Annotated in this window: 12 protein-coding genes; 6 read left to right on the plus strand and 6 right to left on the minus strand. The window is 71.3% G+C overall.

What is annotated here, in order from left to right; genetic code table 11:
* Positions 1–101: 101 nt before the first annotated feature.
* The 4 genes from ABZ717_RS06110 to ABZ717_RS06125 form a co-directional block, all read right to left on the minus strand.
* Positions 102–776: a uracil-DNA glycosylase gene (locus ABZ717_RS06110; RefSeq protein WP_358506355.1), complete on the minus strand. Its 675-nt coding sequence runs from the start codon at positions 774–776 to the stop codon at positions 102–104.
* A gap of 100 nt (positions 777–876) precedes the next feature.
* Positions 877–2,499, minus strand: coding sequence for a serine/threonine-protein kinase (locus ABZ717_RS06115; protein WP_358506357.1), 1,623 nt, complete (start codon positions 2,497–2,499; stop codon positions 877–879).
* Positions 2,500–2,702: 203 nt separating this feature from the next.
* Positions 2,703–4,508, minus strand: coding sequence for a glycoside hydrolase family 15 protein (locus tag ABZ717_RS06120; RefSeq protein WP_358506568.1), 1,806 nt, complete (start codon positions 4,506–4,508; stop codon positions 2,703–2,705).
* A 381-nt stretch (positions 4,509–4,889) separates the two neighbouring features.
* Positions 4,890–5,567 carry a hypothetical protein gene (locus ABZ717_RS06125; RefSeq protein WP_358506360.1) on the minus strand — a complete coding sequence of 226 codons (678 nt, stop codon included), beginning with the start codon at positions 5,565–5,567 and terminating at the stop codon, positions 4,890–4,892.
* A 155-nt stretch (positions 5,568–5,722) separates the two neighbouring features.
* Between ABZ717_RS06125 and ABZ717_RS06130 the strand changes: the two genes are divergently transcribed.
* Positions 5,723–7,183: a PLP-dependent aminotransferase family protein gene (locus ABZ717_RS06130; RefSeq protein ID WP_358506363.1), complete on the plus strand. Its 1,461-nt coding sequence runs from the start codon at positions 5,723–5,725 to the stop codon at positions 7,181–7,183.
* Between the two features lie 28 nt (positions 7,184–7,211).
* Here the strand turns inward: ABZ717_RS06130 and ABZ717_RS06135 are convergent, their stop codons facing one another.
* Positions 7,212–8,201, minus strand: a complete 990-nt coding sequence (locus ABZ717_RS06135) for an aminoglycoside phosphotransferase family protein (RefSeq protein ID WP_358506365.1) — start codon at positions 8,199–8,201, stop codon at positions 7,212–7,214.
* A 24-nt stretch (positions 8,202–8,225) separates the two neighbouring features.
* The gene (locus tag ABZ717_RS06140; RefSeq protein ID WP_358506368.1) at positions 8,226–9,047 is read right to left on the minus strand and encodes a lysophospholipase; all 822 of its coding nucleotides are present in this window, start codon (positions 9,045–9,047) and stop codon (positions 8,226–8,228) included.
* 356 nt (positions 9,048–9,403) lie between these two features.
* On the opposite strand from ABZ717_RS06140, the gene moaA reads away from it, so the two are divergent.
* From moaA to ABZ717_RS06165, 5 genes are all read left to right on the plus strand, one after another.
* Positions 9,404–10,411, plus strand: a complete 1,008-nt coding sequence (gene moaA / locus ABZ717_RS06145) for a GTP 3',8-cyclase MoaA (protein ID WP_358506371.1) — start codon at positions 9,404–9,406, stop codon at positions 10,409–10,411.
* A gap of 119 nt (positions 10,412–10,530) precedes the next feature.
* A complete protein-coding gene (locus tag ABZ717_RS06150; protein ID WP_358506374.1) occupies positions 10,531–11,718 on the plus strand; it encodes an RtcB family protein in 1,188 nt (395 codons plus the stop codon).
* Between the two features lie 21 nt (positions 11,719–11,739).
* Positions 11,740–12,321, plus strand: a complete 582-nt coding sequence (locus ABZ717_RS06155; protein ID WP_358506376.1) for a molybdenum cofactor guanylyltransferase — start codon at positions 11,740–11,742, stop codon at positions 12,319–12,321.
* Positions 12,322–12,385: 64 nt separating this feature from the next.
* Positions 12,386–15,835 carry a HEAT repeat domain-containing protein gene (locus ABZ717_RS06160; RefSeq protein WP_358506379.1) on the plus strand — a complete coding sequence of 1,150 codons (3,450 nt, stop codon included), beginning with the start codon at positions 12,386–12,388 and terminating at the stop codon, positions 15,833–15,835.
* 95 nt (positions 15,836–15,930) lie between these two features.
* The gene (locus tag ABZ717_RS06165; RefSeq protein WP_358506382.1) at positions 15,931–19,464 is read left to right on the plus strand and encodes a hypothetical protein; all 3,534 of its coding nucleotides are present in this window, start codon (positions 15,931–15,933) and stop codon (positions 19,462–19,464) included.
* The last annotated feature ends 4 nt before the right edge of the window (positions 19,465–19,468 follow it).

Genomic DNA, 19,468 nt, shown 5'->3' on the forward strand with positions numbered 1-19,468 from the left:
TGGAACGCGGCGGACCCGGCGCCGGGGGAGGCACCGAGTCCGTGGGCTGGTTCGTGTTCGAGGGTGGAATTTGCGTGAGGGCTCCCAGGGGATGGGAGTGCCTAGGGCAGCCGCCAGTTCACCGGTTCGGCGCCTTGTTCGGCCAACAACGCGTTGGTCCTGCTGAACGGCCTGGAACCGAAGAAACCGTTGCGCGCCGACATCGGGCTGGGGTGGGCGGACTCCACGCAGGGGACCCCGGGCATCAGTGGCCGCAGGTTTCGGGCGTCGCGTCCCCACAGGATGGCCACGAGCGGCCGGCCGCGGTCGGCCAGGGCGCGGATGGCCTGTTCGGTGACGGCCTCCCAGCCCTTGCCTCGGTGCGAACCGGGGTTGCCCGGAGCCACGCTGAGCACACGGTTGAGCAGCAGGACGCCTTGCTCGGTCCAGGGGGTGAGGTCGCCGTTGGAGGGCATCGGCACGCCGAGGTCCTCGCCCATCTCCTTGTAGATGTTGCGCAGGCTCGCGGGCAGACGCACGTCGGGGGCGACGGAGAAACTGAGCCCCACGGCGTTGCCCGGGGTCGGATAGGGATCCTGACCCACGATGAGGACGCGTACCTCGTCGAAGGGCTGTTGGAAGGCGCGTAGGACGTGGTCGCCCGCGGGCAGATAGGTGCGCCCGGCGGCCACTTCCTGACGGAGGAAGTCGCCCATCGCGGCGATCTGTGGGGCGACCGGCTCCAGCGCCTTCGCCCAGCCGCTGTCCATGATCTCGTTCAGGTCCCTGGATGACATGGCCAGAACACTAGTGCCCACCACCGACACCCGCGTCCGATTCCGCCGATCGATGGTGGTTTTCGCACGATCGCCACGGAACCCTTGGGGCCTCGAAGGATCAGGGGGTGTGGGCGCGCCAGAGGGTGAGGTGGGTGCGAATGCCACGAGTGCTCTCGGCCTCTTCCCCGTGGACGCGGACGTGGTCGGCGAGCAGCGCCTCGTACTCGCGCACCGCCTCCGCCGGGCGGCCGTCGTAGCCCAGGTAGGCGGCGCGGTAGTGGCGGGCGCGCAGGGTCACCGGGGCGTCCGCGCCGCGCAGTCGGGCAAGGTCCGGGATCAGCGTGCCGAGCAGGTCCACCGCGCGGCCCGACTCGCCGGCCTCGCCCACCTCGAACCCCAGGTACAGGCGTGCGGTGAGCACCTTGGTCGAGTCGGGTCCACCGACCGCGACCAGGTCGGGTAGGAGCGCTTCCAGGGTGCGGGCGGCCAGGACGTGGTCGCCCGCCCGGCCCGCGTTGGTGGCCAGGTAGTAGCGGGCCGCCAGGGTCTCGGGGTGGCGCGTCCCGTAGACCCGGATCAGGTCGGGCAGGAGCGTCTCGAACCCGGTGACCGCCTCGCCGTGGTCGCCGCCCTTGCCGGTGGCGTACGCCTCCCGACGGCGGGCGCGCAGCGTGTCCGGGTGGTCGGCCCCGTACACCGCCCGCAGCAGCGGGATCAGGGTGCGCAGCTCCTCGGCGGCGGTGTCGAAGTCGCCCTCGTCGACACGGTCCCTGGCGGCGTCCACCAACTCCGTGAGCCGGATCGGGTGCGCGTCGCCGCTGATCTCCGGCTGTTGTCCCTGCTGTGCGCGGGGCGGGGTGGGCGCCGGCTTGGTGACCGGGATCGGAGTGGACCGGTACGGCAGGTGCGGGGCCAGACGGTCACGCACCTCCTCGGCCCCGGCCGGGCGTTGCTCGGGCTTCTTGGCGAGCATCTGCGTCACCAGTTCGGACAGCGCCGGCGGGATCTCCGGGCGCAGCGCGCAGGGTCGCCGGGGCTTCTGGTTCAGGTGCATGCGCAGCACCGTGAGCGGGCGGTCACTGTGGAACGGGGGCTCACCGGTCAGCATCTGGTACAGGATGGCGCCCAGCGAATACAGGTCCCCGGCCCGGTCCACACGGTCCCCGCGCACCTGCTCGGGGGGCATGTACAGCGGGGTACCGATCACCTGTCCCGTCCGGGTGATGCGGTCGTTCTGGGTCGCCGCGACCACCGCCGCGATACCGAAGTCCAGTACCTTCAGCCCGGGCCCGTCGGGGCCGTCCTCGATCACCATGAGGTTGCCCGGTTTGACGTCCCGGTGGACGATCCCGGCGGCGTGCGCCGCGCTCAACCCCGCCGCGGCCTGCGACACCAGCGACGCCGTCAGGTCGATCGGCATCGGGCCGTTGTCCTTGATCATCTCCGACAACGGACGTCCCGGCACCAGTTCCATCACCGTGAACACCACGCCCCCGGCGTCGTGACCGAAGTCGTGCAGGATCACCACGTTGGGATGTCCCGCCAGGCGTGCGGTCAGCCGTGCCTCGCGGCGGAATCGGGCCGCGACCTCGTCGGAGTCCGCGCGTCCGGGCTGGATCAGCTTCACCGCGACCGGTCGATCCAACAACTCGTCCACGGCCTGCCAGACCTGGCCCATCCCGCCCGCGCCCAGCTTGGACAGAAGGCGGTATCGGCCGCCCAGGACCCTCTCCTCAGGCACGCGTGACCCCCTGCGATCGGACTGAAAAACCCTCGCCCCTGACCGATGGCGGTCACGATGGCCTACGGGGCGTAAGCGTACAACCGCTCCCGATACGGTGTTCGAGGTGTCCGCGGGCACCTGAGGCCCGACTCGCACGTCGGACCGACGACGAACGCACCCGCGCGCCGAGCGTACGAGGGCGTTCCGTTCCGCCGAGATCGCTACTCCGCGCGCCAGCCGCCCTGGCGGTCCTCCAGGTTCAGCGCCGTGGTCACCAACGGCACGTGGCTGAAGGCCTGTGGGAAGTTGCCGACCTGCCGCCCCGAGCGCGGGTCCCACTCCTCGGCCAGCAGACCCACGTCGTTGCGCAAGGACAGCAACCGCTCGAACAACTGCCTGGCCTCGTCCTGGCGGCCGATGGACAGCAGCGCGTTGGCCATCCAGAAGCTGCACGCCAGGAAGGCGCCCTCGTCACCGGGCAGTTGGTCGGCGGAGTCCTCCAGGTCGGTGCGGTAACGCAGCACGAACCCGTCCACCATCAGGTCCTTTCGGACCGCGTCGATGGTGCCGATGACCCGGGGGTCGTCGTAGGGCAGGAACCCGACCTCGGGGATGAGCAGCAGGGCGGCGTCCAGCTCCTTGCTGCCGTAGTACTGGGTGAAGGTGTTGCGCTGCGGGTCGTAGCCGTATTCGCACACCTCGGCGTGGATGGTGTCGCGCAGCGCCGTCCATCGTTCGATGGGCCCTTCCTTGCCGAACTCCTCGATGCTGCGCACGGCGCGGTCGGCCGCCACCCACGCCATCACCTTGGAGTGCACGAAGTGCTGCCGTGGTCCACGTACCTCCCACAGGCCCTCGTCGGGTTCGTCCCAGCACCACTCCAGGTAGTTGACCAGGGACCTCTGCAACCCCCACAGGTGGTCGCCGCCACGGATCCCGGATCGTCTGGCCAGGTGCAGCACGTCCATGACCTCGCCGTACACGTCGAGCTGGTACTGGCCCACGGCGGCGTTGCCGATCCGTACCGGGCTGGAATCCTCATAGCCCGGCAGCCAGTCGGCCTCCCACTCGGTGAGCCGTCGTTCGCCCCGGATGCCGTACATGATCTGCATCAGCTGGGGTTCGCCCGCGACCGCGCGGACCAGCCACTCGCGCCAGGCCTGCGCCTCGTCCTTGTACCCGGAACGGATGAGGGCTTCCAACGTGATGGTGGCGTCGCGCAGCCAGCAGTACCGGTAGTCCCAGTTGCGGACCCCGCCGATGTCCTCGGGCAGGGAGGTGGTGGGCGCGGCGACGATACCGCCAGTGGGCTGGTAGGTGAGGGCCTTGAGCACGATGAGGGAACGCACCACCGCCTCCCGGTAGGGGCCCTCGTACCTGCACTGGCTGACCCACTGTTCCCAGAAGCGCTCGGTGCGCGAGAGCGCCTTCTCGGCGTCCAGGTGGTCGGACTCCTCGACCTGGGAGGGGTGCCAGGTCATCACGAAGGGGATCCGCTGGCCCTCGTTGACGGTGAAGGTGGCGTCGTGGGTGAAGTTGTGCCCCTTGAGGTGGACGGGGCTGCTGAGCCAGACGGCGTCGGGGCCGGCGATGGCGACCAGTTCGGAGCCGGTCCGGTGCACCCAGGGGACGACGTGCCCGTAGTCGAAGCGGATGCGCATCGCCGTGCTCATCTCCACCGTGCCGCGCACACCCTCCACGATTCGCACGATGTGCGGGGCGCCGCCGCGCGGTGGCATGAAGTCGATGACCCGTACCGTGCCGGTCTCGGTGTCCCATTCCTGTTCGAGGATGAGGGTGCCGCCCCGGTAGCGGCGCCGGTCGGCGTGGGTGGTGCCACCGGTGGGGCGCAGGCTCCACAGGCCGTTCTGTTCGTCGCCCAACAGGGCGGCGAAGCAGGCGGAGGAGTCGAAGTCGGGCAGACAGGCCCAGTCGATGGAACCGTCGCGACCGACCAGCACGGCTGTCTGCATGTCGCCGATCACTGCGTAGTCTTCAATCCGGCCGGGCACGCGGCACACCCCCATCACGTCGTCACGAGTATGCGGTAGGCGCTGATGTCCCCGACCGAACGAGGGGCATCGCGCCGTCGCGAATCGCGGTGCGCACGTCCGTGCGCACGCCCCCTCGGGGTTTCGTCGCCCGACCTCTCCATGGGTCGGGGCGCTGTTCGGGCCACAGTTCCCCCGGTCGTCCGTCGCCGCCTCACCCGGTTATGTGCCCAAGTGAGGGCAGCCGAAAAGAACGGTGGGAGAAAGTGTCGATCCCGACCCTCGCCGTTTACCGCGATCCCCATCTTCCACGCTCCACGGGGTCGTCGCCACCCTTGGGTGCACGTGCATATGCCGGTGCGCGGAAGTATGAGGTGGAATGGGGAGTTTTTCCGTGGAGAAGTTATGTCGTGGTGATCATCGAGGTGTCTGCTCCGGATTCCCCTCGCCGTGGGAGGTCGGCTCCGGCATTCGCATCATCGGCAGGAACACCTGTGCCAGTGGGCCGATGGCCACCATGAACACCACTGTGCCGATCCCCACGGTGCCGCCCAGCAGGAAACCGGCCAGCGCCACGGTCAGTTCGATGAGTGTGCGGGCCAGGCGAACGGAGAGCCCGCGCGCGGCCAACCCGGTCATGAGTCCGTCCCGGGGCCCGGGCCCCAGTCCCACCCCGATGTAGCAGCCGGTCCCCACCGCGCACACCAGTACGCCCCCCACCAGGAGCGTCACCCGCCAGAACATGAGGTCGGTGGTGGGCAGCAGCCACAGGGACAGGTCCGTGGAAAGCCCGATCACGACCACGTTGCTCAGCGTGCCGACCCCGGCCTTCTGGCGCAGCGGGATCCACAGCAGCATCAACAGCGCGCCGATGATCACGCTCCAGGTGCCGATCGTCAGCCCCGTCTGCAGGGACAGGCCCTGGTGCAGCACGTCCCAGGGCGTGGCGCCCAGGTCGGAGCGGATCAGCATGGCTCCGCTGAGCCCGAACAGGTACAGGCCCAGGTAGAGCTGGACCAGGCGGCGCAGACGCGGACGCGGCAGCGCGGGGGTGATCAGGATCCTGGACGCCAGGGTGCGGACCGTACTGGACACGGCCTTCCTTTCAAAGTCATCTCAAGCAAGTCATCCTGTCATTGGATGACAATCAACCAGGGGGAGCCACATCGGTATCGTGGACCAAGAAATCCCGGAAATGAAGAGCCAATCAGGACAAGTGGTCTGATTCAGACCCACCGAGGTGGACCCCTTTGGTAAAACCGCGCAGCGACCGTCCCGGAACCGGAGGCGGAACCCGACGGATCAACGGGCGTCTGCTCGCCCGTCTCATCGGCGAGGCGCCCGTCGAACGCCCCTACTACCTTGCCATCGCCCACGCCATCAGTGGCCTGGTCCTGGACGGTCGTGTGCCCACCCACACCCGCCTGCCGGCCGAACGCGACCTGGCCACCGCCCTGGGGCTGAGCCGCAACACCGTCACCGCCGCCTACGCCTGGCTGCGCGACAACGGCTACCTCGACAGCAGGCAGGGCGCCGGAAGCTGGACGGTCCTGCCCGACTCCGGAAGCCACGAACCCTCCACGTTCGCGCCGGCCACCGAGCACATCGACCTCGGGGTGGCCGCCCCGCCCGCCGTGGCGGGACTGCGCGAGGCCTCCTTCCACGCCTCGGAACAGCTCGCCGCGCACGTCGCCGGCATGGGCTACTACCCCTATGGGTTGCCCGAACTACGCCACGCCATCGCCCGTCGCTACGTCGAGCGCGGACTGCCCACCACACCCGAACAGATCTTCGTCACCAACGGCGCCCAACAGGGCATCACCCTGGCCATGGACCTACTGGTCCAGGAGGGCGACCAGGTGCTGCTGGAGTCGCCCACCTACCCGCATGGGCCGGACGCCGCACGCCGCAACGGGGCGCGCATCCGCACCACGGGGGTGACCCCGCAGGGATGGGACATGGAGTACCTGGTGGACGCGTTCCGCCAGTGGAAACCGGCCGTGGCGTACACGGTCGCCGACTTCCACAACCCCACCGGCGCGCTGATGGACGACGACGAACGAGGCGTCCTGGTCCGGGAGGCGCGTCGCGCCAACACCCACCTCATCGTCGACGAGTCCGCCGCGGAACTGGCCATCGACTCCGGTGACCTGCCCGCCCCGGTGGCCGCCCACGACATCGACGGGCGGGTGCTGACCGTGGGGTCGGTGGCCAAACTGTTCTGGGGTGGGCTGCGGGTGGGCTGGGTGCGCGCCACTCCACCGATGGTGACCCGGCTGATGCAGGTGCGCCAACGCTTCGACCTGGCCGGTTCGGTGCACGACCAGCTCACCGCCACCCACCTGCTCGCGGACGTGTTGCGCATCCGCGCCGAACGCAGTCGGGAGTTGCGCCGCAACCGGGACGCCCTCCTGCGCGCCCTGCGCGAGCGGCTGCCCGACTGGCGGCCGAGCGTGCCCGGGGGAGGACTCGTGCTGTGGGCGACGCTGCCACAGCCGGTGGCGAGCGCACTGTCCACCACCGCGATCCGGCACGGGGTCCACCCGGCGGCCGGGCCGGTCTTCGGCGCGGACGGGACCCTGGAGCGGTACCTGCGCCTGGCCTACACCCGCCCGCCTGAGGTCATGGTCGACGCGGTGGACCGCCTGGCCGCCGCCTACGCCGAGATCCTGGCCCACCCCGCCCAGCCGCGCGGTCGCCTGTACGTGTGAGGGCCGGCCCTTCAAAAGGTCGGATCGGTCAGGGACCGGACCCTTGCCGGGCACCGTCCCCATCGTGAACCGCCACACCCAGTTCCGTCAGCGCCCGCCACCCGACCCGTGCGACCTCGGCCTTCGGTACCGCGGCGAGCGTGATCGCCTTCACCAACCCGATCCCCCTCGCCCGTGCCTCCGTGGCCTCGTCGAGGCCGCCGTAGGCCCGGTAGGCCTCGCCCACGGCGTCGCGCCGCAGCAGCAACCACAGGAAACCCAGGTCCACCGCGGGGTCCCCTCGCGCGATGTCGGACCAGTCGATGATGCCGCCGAACCGGCCCTCGTCGGAGATCACGTTGAACGGGTGCAGGTCGGCGTGGATCCAGACCCGCGGGGCGTCGTCGGGCACCGCGAGCGCCCGCCCCCACAGTTCCTCCACGGCGCCCGGGTCCACCATCGGTCCCCGCCCCGCCCCCACCGAGGGCAGGGTCCGCAAAAACCTTCGGAGCACGGGATCCCGCTCGGCGAGCCGAATGCTCTGCTCGACATCGAACGGGGCGTCGGCGGGCGCGGGCCGGTGGATCTCGGCCAGGGCCCGACCCAGGTCCGGCGCCGCCGACGCCTCCAGGGGGTGTCGTGCCGCGTTCCGGCCGGGAAGCCAGGACGTGACGGCCCAATTCCAGGGGAACTCCTCACCCGGGACACCCGTTCGCACGATCCGCTGCGTGGGGAAGGTCCACCCTTCGCTCAGTTCCCTCACCCACCGGACCTCCACCGCCAACGAGGCGATCGCTTCCCGGTGACGCGGTAGTCGGACCGCGAGGTCCTCACCGAGTCGGAACACGGCCATGTCGAAGCCCTCGACAGGGTCGGTGATCTCGCGATCGGCCAGGTCCGGGTGCTGCTCGCGCAGCAGAGCGCGCACGACCTCCCGCGAGGTCGCCACCTCCGAGGGCGGTGGTGTGAGCGAGGGCATCGAGCGGCCGTACGATTCGTCGTGCCGTCCGGACTCCGACGTCGGCGGTGGGATGGTCATGCGCCTCGGCTCCTCGTTGTGGGATCAGTTCGTGAAGCGGTGGGCGAAGCGGATCACCTCGGCCAGGACCTCGTCGCGGTCGGTCTCGTTGAACACCTCGTGCCGGGCGCCGGGGAAGATCCGCGCGGTGAAGTCCTCACCGGCGAGCCTTTCGATCCCCACCCGAGTGTCGGAGACGGGGACCAGCGCGTCCTCGCTGCCGTGCACCCACAGCATGGGCAGCGAACCCACGGTCCCGGACGCGTTGCCGCGCTCCAGTTCGGTGAGCAGCGCCTCGACCGTGGTGCGCTTGAACGGACCATGCCAGACCAGTTCGTCGGCCAGGTAGGCCCGCCCCACCTCGGGGTCGCGGGACAGGACGGAGGGGTCGATGGGGTCGTCGGGGATCTCCGTGGCGGCGGCGAGCCGTTCGGCCGCGGTCCAACGGCCCAGGACCGGCCCGGACAGCACCAGTGCCTGCAACGACTCGGGGTACACCTGGGCGTAGCGGGCGGCGATCATGCCGCCCATGGAGTGGCCGATCAGCACCAAGGGGATCGTGCGGTAGGCGGTGCGCGCCTGGGTGACGACGCGGTGGACGTCCTCCACCACACCGGCGTAGTCGTCGATCAGGACGCGCTCGCCGGAGGACCGTCCGTGTCCGCGGTGGTCGGCGCCGTAGACCACCGCGCCGGCCGCGCACAGGTCCTCGGCGACCTGGTCGTAGCGGCCCAGGTGTTCGCCGTAGCCGTGCACCAGGACGGCCAGCCAGGTGGGTTCACCCGTCGTGGGCGCCCAGGCCCGTGCCGCCAGCTTCGCCGAACCGTCGGGCCCGCCCGCCAGGGCCCACTCGCGTGTACTGATCACCGTGTCCTGCCTCCTTGTCGCCGTGCGGCTCTGGGACGATCGAACCGTCGTCCTCGGTAGAGCATGGGGCATCGGGTACGGCGATGTCATCACCCGTGGTGCCGGTCCGGCCGCCGAGAGGACACATGAAGCGGTTCTTCGGAAACGTTCGGACAACGATTCGCGTTGTTCCTTGGGGTGAAGGTCCACACGTGGGCGGAGATCCTGGTGGTCACCGACGAAATGCGGCAAAAGGCGCGATTGAGACTACTCACCGTGAAAGTGGATCTTCTACGCTGTTGAGTGGGTATCCCTCGGGTGGGTGCAAATTGGCGTACCGCCTACTCGGCAATTCAGACTGGAGAGGGTGACCGCCTGTGCTGTCCGACTCCTATGGGCGCGTGGCGACCGACCTCAGGGTCTCGCTCACCGACCGCTGCAACCTCAGATGCACCTACTGCATGCCTCCTGAGGGCCTGGAGTGGCTGCCCAAACCGGAACTGCTCACCGACGAGGAACTCCTGCGACTGGTCCGTATCGGGACCACTCGTCTGGGCATCGACGAGGTCCGTTTCACCGGTGGCGAGCCCCTGCTGCGGCGCGGCCTGCCCGGCATCGTCGCCGGCACCACCGATCACGAGCCCCGCCCGCGCACCGCCCTGACCACCAACGGCATCGGGCTCGCCCGGATGGCCCCCGCGCTCGCCGAGGCCGGGCTGGACCGGGTCAACGTCTCCCTCGACACCCTCGACCCCGTCGTGTTCGAGAAGCTCGCCCGACGTCGTCGCCTGGACGACGTCCTGGAGGGGATGGCCGCCGCCGCGGACGCCGGCCTCACCCCCGTCAAGGTCAACACCGTGCTCATGCGCGACATCAACGACCACGAAGCGCCCGCCCTGCTGCGTTTTTGCATCGAACGCGGCTACGAACTGCGCTTCATCGAGCAGATGCCGCTGGACGCCCAACACGGCTGGCGGCGCGACAACATGATCACCGCCGACGAGATCCTTCAGCGGCTGGAGGCCGAGTTCGACCTCGAAGCCGCCGACGCCGACACCCGGGGCAGCGCCCCGGCCGAGCTGTTCCACGTACGAGGTGCGAACTTCCCCGATGGTCGCACCGCCACCGTCGGCGTCATCGGATCGGTGACCCGACCCTTCTGCGGGGCCTGTGACCGGGTGCGACTGACCGCCGACGGCCAGATCCGCAACTGCCTGTTCGCCCGCGAGGAGTCGGACCTGCGCACGCCCCTGCGCGAGGGCGCCACCGACGACGAGATCGCCCAACGCTGGAAGGCCGCCGTGGCGAGCAAGCTGCCCGGTCACGGCATCAACGACCCCAGCTTCCTGCAACCGGCCCGCCCGATGTCCGCGATCGGCGGCTGACCCGCCCGCCCCGACCGGCGACCGCGAATATTCGGTTGCCCGCGACCTCCCGTTCTGACTTGATGTCCCGGGGGCGCCGACCGGCGCCTCCGGGGCCGACACGAGAGGGAGGTGGCCCCATGTCCTACACCGAGGTTCCCGGCGAACGAGTGCCGATCCGTATGTGGGCCGACCCGAACGGGGTCGAGTCCGCCGCCATGGAGCAGCTGCGCAACGTCACCCGCATGCCCTGGACCCACGGCCTGGCCGTCATGCCCGACGTCCACTACGGCAAGGGCGCCACGGTGGGTTCGGTGATCGCGATGCGCGACGCCGTCAGCCCCGCCGCGGTCGGCGTCGACATCGGCTGCGGCATGACCGCGGTGCGCACCGGCCTGAGGGCCGGGCGCCTGCCCGACAACCTGCGTCCCCTGCGCTCGGCGCTGGAGGCGACCATCCCGGTCGGTTTCCACGCCCACGACGAGCCCGTCGACCCCGCCCGCGTTCCCGGCCTGCGCAGCTCCGGCTGGGACACCTTCTGGGCCGGATTCGACGACCTGGCCGAGGCCGTCCACCCCCGCAGCGAGCGCGCCCGCCGTCAGATGGGCACCCTGGGCGGCGGCAACCACTTCCTCGAAGTGTGTCTGGACGACGACCAGACCGTGTGGCTGGTCCTGCACTCGGGGTCGCGCAACATCGGCAAGGAACTCGCCGACCACCACATCGGCCGGGCCCAGACACTGCCGCACAACCAGGACCTGCCCGACCGGGACCTGGCGGTGTTCCTGTCCGGGACCCCGGAGATGGACGCCTACCGGCGCGACCTGTTCTGGGCCCAGGACTACGCGCGTCGGAACCGCGACGTCATGATGGGCCTGGCCTGCCGGGTCCTGGCCGACCAGGTCCCCGGCACCACCTTCGAGCAGTGGATCTCCTGCCACCACAACTACGTGGCCGAGGAGACCTACGACGGGGTGGACGTGCTCGTCACCCGAAAGGGCGCCATCCGCGCCGGTTCGGGCGAGTTCGGCATCATCCCGGGCAGCATGGCGACCGGGACCTACATCGTGAAGGGGCTGGGCAACCCGGCCTCGTTCAACTCCGCCTCCCACGGGGCGGGGCGTCGGATGAGCCGCAACAAGGCGCGCAAGACCTTCACCGAGGCCGACCTGGCCGAACAGACCAAGGGCGTGGAGTGCCGCAAGGACCGGGGCGTCGTGGACGAGATCCCCGCCGCCTACAAGGACCTCGAATCGGTGATCGAGGCCCAGACCGACCTCGTCCAGGTGGCCGCCCACCTGCGCCAGGTCGTCTGCGTCAAGGGCTGAACCGTAGGGCATGCTGGGGACGTGAGCGAGTACCTGGACGCGGTGATCCTGGCCGGGGGAGCGGCGACCCGCATGGGCGGGCTCGACAAACCCGGCCTGACCATCGCCGGACGCACCCTGTTGGAACACGTCGCCGCCACCGTGCGCGCGCACGACCCCGACGCCGGCGTCACCGTGGTCGGACCCGAACGGGACCGGCCACGGGCCGCCTACGTCCGCGAGGACCCGCCGGGCGCCGGCCCGGTGCCCGCCCTGCGTGCCGGTCTGTCTACCGTGCGCGCCCCCTGGTGCGCGCTGCTCGCCGCGGACCTGCCCTACCTGCGCCCCGACCACCTCGCCGCCCTGGCGCGTGCCGCGACCTCCACGAACGGTGCCGTGCTGGTGGACGCCTCGGGACGCGAACAGTGGCTCACCGGCCTGTGGCGCACCGACGTCCTGCGCGAGGCCCTGGCCGCCTACACACGGCGATCGCTCTATGGACTGCTCGGTCCCCTGGAACCCGCGCACGTTCCGCTGCCCGGAGCCCCGGACGCCTTCGACGTGGACACACCCGAGGCCCTCACCCGAGCACGCGCGGACCTGGAGAAGCCCACCGAGGGCTGAACCCGGTCCCGGCGCCGCGAAACCTCCTTGCGACCGGTGTCGTGGCACTGCCAAGGTGATCGCCATGCCCGAGGACATCCCCGAGAACGGCCCCGCCCGGCGTCTCCTGGCCGACGTCGTTCCCCTCACCGGGAGCGAGCGCATGCGTCGGCTCGCTCTCTACGCCCGGCAACACCGACACGGTCCACTGTTGGCCGAGACCGTGTCCGGTCTCGACGCTCTGGACGAGCCGGCTCTGGGCGCGCACCTGGCCTTGGCCGCGCGCGACCCCGCCCTCATCACGCGCTACCTGAACGGTGCGGACCAAGACCTGCGCCGCTCCGTACTGTGCCGGACACCGGGGATGGCTCTGCCGGATCAGACCTTCGAGGCACTGCTGGACGACGCCTCCCACCGGCTGCGCCGCACTCTCTACGTCGTCCTGTACCGGGACCACCGGACCACGGTCGCCGACCGGATCCTGCCCTTGGTCCGAGAACGCCACGGTGAGCGCGAGGCCGCCTCGCTGCTACCCGCCTGTTCCACCCCGACGGTGGACGCGCACCTGGACGAACTGGCCCACCGGGTCGAAGGCTGGTCCCGGTTCGCCCGACGCCATCCGGACCCGTTGCTGAGACGACTGGAACGTGAGAAGGACACGTCCCCGATCACGGGACTGATCTGGGCCCACCCCTGGTACCGCGTGGCCGAAGCCCTCGCCAAGACGAGCCCCGAACTCCTCGTTCCGTTCCTGCGCGAGCGCCTCGAACCGAACGCCCCCTCCACCCACTACGTCCAGGCCCACCGGCTCCTGCACGCGGAAGGTGACGCGCTGCACTACCCGGCCCGTTACCCGGCGTACGCGCGTGACCGTCGCGACGTGGGCGGTCTGATCAAGACCATGCACGACGCCGGCCCCCGGGCCCTGCCGATCCTGCGGGTCATGCGTTACGTGGACCGGGCGCCGATCATCGACCGGTTCGTCGCCGAGGGCGGCGGGGAACGCGCCACCCTGCTCCCCTACCTCGGCCTGTTGCCGGCGGACCGGACGGTGACCGAGGCCAGGCGGATCCTGGATTACCTGGAGAGCTTCCGGGCCGTGCACCCCGACCACACCCACCGGGACGTGGAAGCCCTCGCCCACCTGCCCTTCGAGGAGGCCGAACCCGCCCTGTCCCAGGCGGCCGGAGATCCGGACCCGGACCGCCGCGAACACGCCCTGTACTGGCTGGTCGTGGCCGCCGGACGCGATGGGGCCGGCGCCTTGGCCCGGGTGCTCACCACCCGAACGGCGCGGTCCGCCGCCGACCGCGACCAGGTACGACGCTCCCTGCCCCTGGCGCTGGGGGTGCTGCCCCCGACCGTGATGGCCCCCGAAACCCTGCCCGACCTGTACCGCCTGCTCGACGACGACCTCGCCGCGCCCGACACCACCCACGCCACCCGCTGGGCCTTGGGCCACCTTGCGCTGCGGGTCCTGCGCCACCCCCTGGCCCGGGACCGGACCGATCTGACCGAATGGGCGCTCACCGTCCTCGCGCGGCTGATCGAACGCCACGGCGGGGACGGTGTCACCGGGTACGGAAGAGGCGCCTACGAGCGCTGGCATCGTCGGCCCACGTTGGGTCGGAGGTGGACCCTCGCCGAGGTGCTCACCCCTGATCGGGCGCGGGACCTGTACGACCGGCTCGCGCCCGCGCTGGACCGTGCTCGGGCCCGGGGAGACCATGACGGCACCCTGGTCCTGGCCCGCGCCCTGGGGCATCACCTGTACGGGATCCCACCGTTGCTCGACCACGACCTGCGCGAGGTCGTGGTCGCGGACCCACCCGTCGCCAGGGCGTATGAGGCGGCGGTGCTCCACCTGCGCGGCACCCGTCCGGGAGAGCGCGCCGAACGGCTGTTCCGTGCCGCTCCCGCCACCGTCCTGATCGAGCCGGTCTGGGAACGCCTGGCCCGGCTGCGTTCCGACCTGGTGGTCGAGGCACTGAGGGAGGCCGCTCGCCTGAGGACGGGCGGTGGACGGCCGCCCCACCGGATCGTCGAGATCCACCGTGACCTGATCCGGACCTGGACGTCGGTCGAACACGCCCACGCGGCCGAGTACCTGCGGGGCGTGGTCGAGGACATGGTGGACCACGACCTGATCCCCGCGCGGGCGCTCGACGGACTGAGCGCCTTGCCCGGCGCCATGGACCACCTGCTGCCCTGGGTCGAGGCGGGCGCATGGACGAAGGAGCCCGCGCTGATCCGGACGGCGCGTTCCGATGACCCCGAACGCGCGCTCGGGGTGCTGTTGGAGCACGTCGACGAGGGCACCTCCTCCCGTGCGGTCGTGGCGGTGCTCGGCTCCTGCGCTCGGCGGGTCCGGTCCTCCACCCTGGTGGCGAGCCTGGGCGAGGTCCTGGCCCGACCGGGCAAGGTGAGCGTGCGCAAGACCGCCGCTCGGATCCTGGGCCTGGTGCGGCCGACCGGTGGCCTGGAACTCCTCGTGGACCTGCTCGATCAGGAGAATCCGCACCGTGACGTGCGCGCGGCCGTACTGGAGGCGCTCATCGCCGGAAGCGACCACCCGGGGGTCCTGCCCGCACTGGAGGAACGCGTCGCTACCTTCGACGACCCCGTGGCCAGGTCCACCCTGCTGGCGCACCCGCCCTTGGACGTACGTCCGGACCTGCGCGCCAGGGTGGCCCGGTTCATGGTGTCCCTTCCCGAGAGCGGCGACCCCGCCATCGACGAGAGCGTCGACGTGTGCGCCCGGATCTCGGGTTGGGCGCTGTGGGACGAGGCCCTCGCCGAGACCCTCATCGAGGACCTGAAGGACCTCTCCCGGTCCGACCAACGTGTGCTGCGCCTCTTCGAGGGGCTGCTCCGGGAAGACCGTTACCGGAAGCGGCTGCCCGCCGTCGTGGCGGAACTGGCGGACCTGTGCCCGCCTGTCGGCCGGGAGGTCCCCGTCCGAGGACCGGAGACCGATCGTCGCCCCTCCCTGCCGCACAGGGCGGTCGCCACCGCCCGGATACTCGCCGAGCGGATCCGGGGACGGGACGACCCGTACACCGCCGTACCCGGCCTGGACCACGCCGTGGAGCGGCTGGCCGCGCACCCGGGACTGCGCGCCGAGGCGCTGCTGCTACGCCTGGCCGACCTGCCCACCCTGACCTGGAACCGGAACCGGATCCTGCCAGCGGAGGTGTTCGAGGCCCGGGTCCGAGCCTGGGCCGACCTGGCCGCCCGCCACCCCGGTGACCGGTCGGCCACACCGGAGGCGGCGGTCGCGGACCTGCTCCCGAGCGGGATCGTCCACGGGGTGGGTCCCCGACACCTCGCCGTGCTGCTGCGTCACCTCGTCGCCCCGGCTCAGCGGGACCGTGGCGAGGCGGGCCGTCTGGTAGGTCTGGTCGCCGTCGCGCTCGCCGAACGGGAGGGCCGACGGCAGGACTGGAGCGATCCGTGGGCGCGGCTCATCGCCGACCTGGGCGCTTCACCTCACGAGGACGTCCGGGTGGCGGCTTGGCGGGCCGCGTCGTTGTGACACCCTCGCGCCGTGGCCGGCCCCGTGACCTGCGGGGCTTGCCTCGGCCCGGGGGAGTGGCCCATGATGTCCGCCATGACGATCAGGAAGGGCGGATGCCGCCCGGGCCGTTGAGCCCCACCACGCCGACGTTCGGGTCGGCCATCGAACTCCTTCACCACCTGAGCCCTCTCTCCAGGCCCGACCGCATGGCCCGGCTGGCCCGGTACGCCCTGGGACACTCGGGTACGCCCCACCTCACCGCGCTCCAGCGCGAGCTCGACGAACACGGGCACGGCCGCCTCGCCCTGCACATGGCCACGGCCGCCCGAGACCTCGACCTCATCGCCCCTCACCTCGCCGGACCCGACCCGGAACTGCGCCGTGCCGCCCTGCGTGCCGTGCGCACCCTCCCGGTCCCCGACGAGGCCGTCCGACCACTGCTCACCGACGCCTCGGCCGGACTCCGCCGAGCCCTGTACCGCACCCTGTTCACCGCCCGCCGGACCACCTTGGCCGACTCCCTCCTGGACCGGGTCCGCGCGGAGTTCGGTGACCAGGACGCGGCGGCGCTCCTACCGGCGTGTACCCCCGACACGGTCACCCGACGACTGCCCGACCTCGCCCACGCGGTCTCCTCCTGGCGTCGCCTGGCCCGGCGCCACCCCGACACCCTGGCCGACCATCTCGCCGAACGGATCACCGACGAGTTCACCTGGTGGCCCCACCGAAGGGCCTTGGCCGCGCTGGACGAGATCCGCCCCGGCCGGGTCCTGGGCATGCTGGAGAACTCGTCGCTGCGGAACCGGAACCTGCGGGTGCCACGCGCCCGCCGGTTGGATCGGACCGACACCCTCGACCCGCACCACGGCGCACCCCTGGGCCCACGGCTGAACCGGGAGCTGTGGCGCGCGATGCGCCGCAACCCCGGGACGGCCCGATGCGTGCTGCGGTCACTGCCCCCGGAACGGGCCGCGGAACGCATCGAACGGGCCATCGAACGCTTGGGCGATCGATCCCCCGAACCCCTGTTCCCGTTCCTGGACCTGCTGCCACCGGCCCGGGCCGAAGAGATCGCCCGCAACGCCCTGCGCCGCTTCGCGGTTTTCCAGCGCACCAACAGCCGGTGCCTGGACGCCCATCGGGACCTGGACGCGATCGTCCACCTGCCCTACGCGGAAGCGGCCCCGCTCCTGTCCGAGGCCGCCTCCGCCGGTGACCCGGAGCGAAGGGCGCGAGGGCTGGCCCGCCTGATGGAGGCCACCGCACGCACCGGTGACCCCGAACTGCTCGCCACCGTCCTGGGTGAGCGGGTCGACCGCCACGGCGCCGACCGTGATCCGGTGCGACGGGCCCTGCTGCGCTCCCTGGTCCCGATGGAACCGACCCTGTTGTCGCCGTGCCTGGACGCCTTGCATCGATTGGTCCGGGACACGCTCCGCTCACGCGACACCTCGGCGACCACCCGTCGGGCGTTGCGTGACCTGGTCGCCCGCCTGCTGCGTCACCCCCGGACCCGCCTCGATCCGGCCGTCCAGGACTGGGGAGTGGAGACCTACGCCCGGCTCGTCGAACGGTTCGGCGCGAGGGGATGGGGGGACCCCGATCGGGCGCGCCACAATCGTCCGTGGTGGGCACGGAACCCGCGGAGCGTCTGGTGGCGCGGGACCGAACCCGCCGGCCACCACCATGGTCCCGAACCGCGTCTGGACCAGATCCTGCCGCCCGGCGCGGAGACGATGCTCCTGGAGCGACTCGCTCCGGGCCTGCGAGCGCTCCGACGCCGTGACCCCGAAGCGCTCATCGCCCTGGCCGGTGAGCTCGGCCGTCGGGGCCGGGCCCTGGCACCGCACCTGCGGGAGATCGTGCTGGACGACCCCGCCCACGGCACCGCGGCGAGGGCCGCCGCCCTGTACCTGTCCGGACCTGAGCGGGCCGACCGGGCACTGGGATTGTTCGAGGGGGATCCGCGCACCGCTCGTGTCCCGCGGGTCTGGGAGACGCTGACCCTGCACCACGGCCCGGACACACTCGACCGGGCTCTGGACGCCGTCCTCGGCCACCCGGATTCCGAGGAACCCACCGATGGACCACGATCCGCCGACGGTTCTTCCTCGCACGAGTGGGAGAACCGGTGGCGCACCGCCGGGGACGACCCGGTATGGGTGCCGCGCGTGGAACGGGTCCTGGCACGGGACTGGCCCGAATCCCTCCGCGCACGTCTGACCACCCACCTGCGGGCGGTGGTCGTCGACCCCGTATCGACCGTCGAGGAGCGCGAGGCCGCGCTGCGTTCGCTGTGCGCGCTCCCCGGCGGCGAGGCGCACCTGGCCGTCCACCTGGCCGGCGACGACGTCCTGCTGCGCGAGGCCACGATGTCGGCCCTGGGCCGCTCCGCCGACCCCGCGGGCACCCTGGAACGGGTCATATCGAACGCCGATGGTCCGCGGTCCAGGGCCGCCGGGCCGGTGATGTCCCGCTGCGCCCGCTGGACACCGCCCTCCCGACTGGGGTCGTCGCTGGCGCGGGCGCTCGAAGGGCCGGTCAAGGTGACCGTCCGTAAGAGTGCGGCCCGGCTCCTGGCCGCCCACCGGCCCGAGGAGGCCGTGCCCTCCCTGACCCGGGTGCTGCGCCGCGAAGCCGAACATCGTGACGTGACGGCCGCCGTGGCCGCCGCGCTCCTACGGTGCGCCGACGACCCCCGTGCCTTGAGTGCCCTGGCCGAACGCGTGCCCGCCCTCGCCTCGGAGGAGATCCAGGTCGCTTTGCTGGGGGTCGACCCGGACCTGCTGGCCCCCGCCGTTCGCGCGCCGGCCGCTCGGATCTTGAACACCCTCCCCGCCCCCGAACGAGGTCATTGGCGAATGGCCGGCTGGTGGGCCCGGTGGGACCTATGGGGTGAGCAGACGATCGACGACGTCGTCGACGCCCTCTGCGACCTCGATCGTCCCTTAACGCGGTCGATGGCCGCGTTGCGCCGCCACCTGGACACGGGGCGCGGTGTGGACCGGATCGCGGAAGCCCTGGGACGCCTCCTGGACCAGGTTCCGCCGGCGGCACGGGGGATCCCACCGCGCCGGACCGGCCCGGAACGGTGGGAGAGCGCCCACCGGCGCGTCCAGGAACTGGCGGGGCTGATGAACACCCTGCTGGAACGCACCGACGCGGGACACATGATCGGGGAGGACCAACGGGACCGGTGCCTGGAGTTGCTCCGGGGCAGAGTCGAGTACCGGAGCGAGACGGTCCGTCTGCTCCAGACCGACCTGAACCGGCGGCTACGGGAACAGGACGACCCGTCCGCCGCGACCGTGGTCGACCACCTGTCCGACGTCGCCGGGGTGCTCGCCCTCGGAGGGGTCGCCGGTCCCCGACACATGGATCGCCACGTCGACGGGATCGTTCCACGGTACGGAAACGGCGGGTTGCCGAACGAGACGTCGGCCGCTGTGGTGCGCGGTCTCCTGGCCGTGGCCGCCGCCGACCCGGGGGAGCATGGGCGGGTCGTGGGAGCCCTGGCGTTGGTGATGGTCGAGCGCTGTGGCGGGGAGACGGGTTGGGCGGATCCCTGGCCGGAACTGCTCACGGCGGTCGGGGCGGTCGGCCACGAGGACCTGCTGCTGCACGCTTGGCACCTGGCCATGGGCTGAGGAC

Source organism: Nocardiopsis sp. NPDC006832, from assembly GCF_040635885.1.
In the GTDB taxonomy this organism is placed as follows: domain Bacteria; phylum Actinomycetota; class Actinomycetes; order Streptosporangiales; family Streptosporangiaceae; genus Nocardiopsis.

Bases quoted from the DNA above. Each gene is read 5' to 3' on its own strand.
- ABZ717_RS06150 (WP_358506374.1), top strand. From the start codon at position 10,531: ATGTCCTACACCGAGGTTCCCGGCGAACGAGTGCCGATCCGTATGTGG.
- ABZ717_RS06165 (WP_358506382.1), top strand. From the start codon at position 15,931: ATGCCGCCCGGGCCGTTGAGCCCCACCACGCCGACGTTCGGGTCGGCC.
- ABZ717_RS06120 (WP_358506568.1), bottom strand. From the start codon at position 4,508: ATGGGGGTGTGCCGCGTGCCCGGCCGGATTGAAGACTACGCAGTGATC.
- ABZ717_RS06160 (WP_358506379.1), top strand. From the start codon at position 12,386: ATGCCCGAGGACATCCCCGAGAACGGCCCCGCCCGGCGTCTCCTGGCC.
- ABZ717_RS06110 (WP_358506355.1), bottom strand. From the start codon at position 776: ATGTCATCCAGGGACCTGAACGAGATCATGGACAGCGGCTGGGCGAAG.
- ABZ717_RS06135 (WP_358506365.1), bottom strand. From the start codon at position 8,201: ATGACCATCCCACCGCCGACGTCGGAGTCCGGACGGCACGACGAATCG.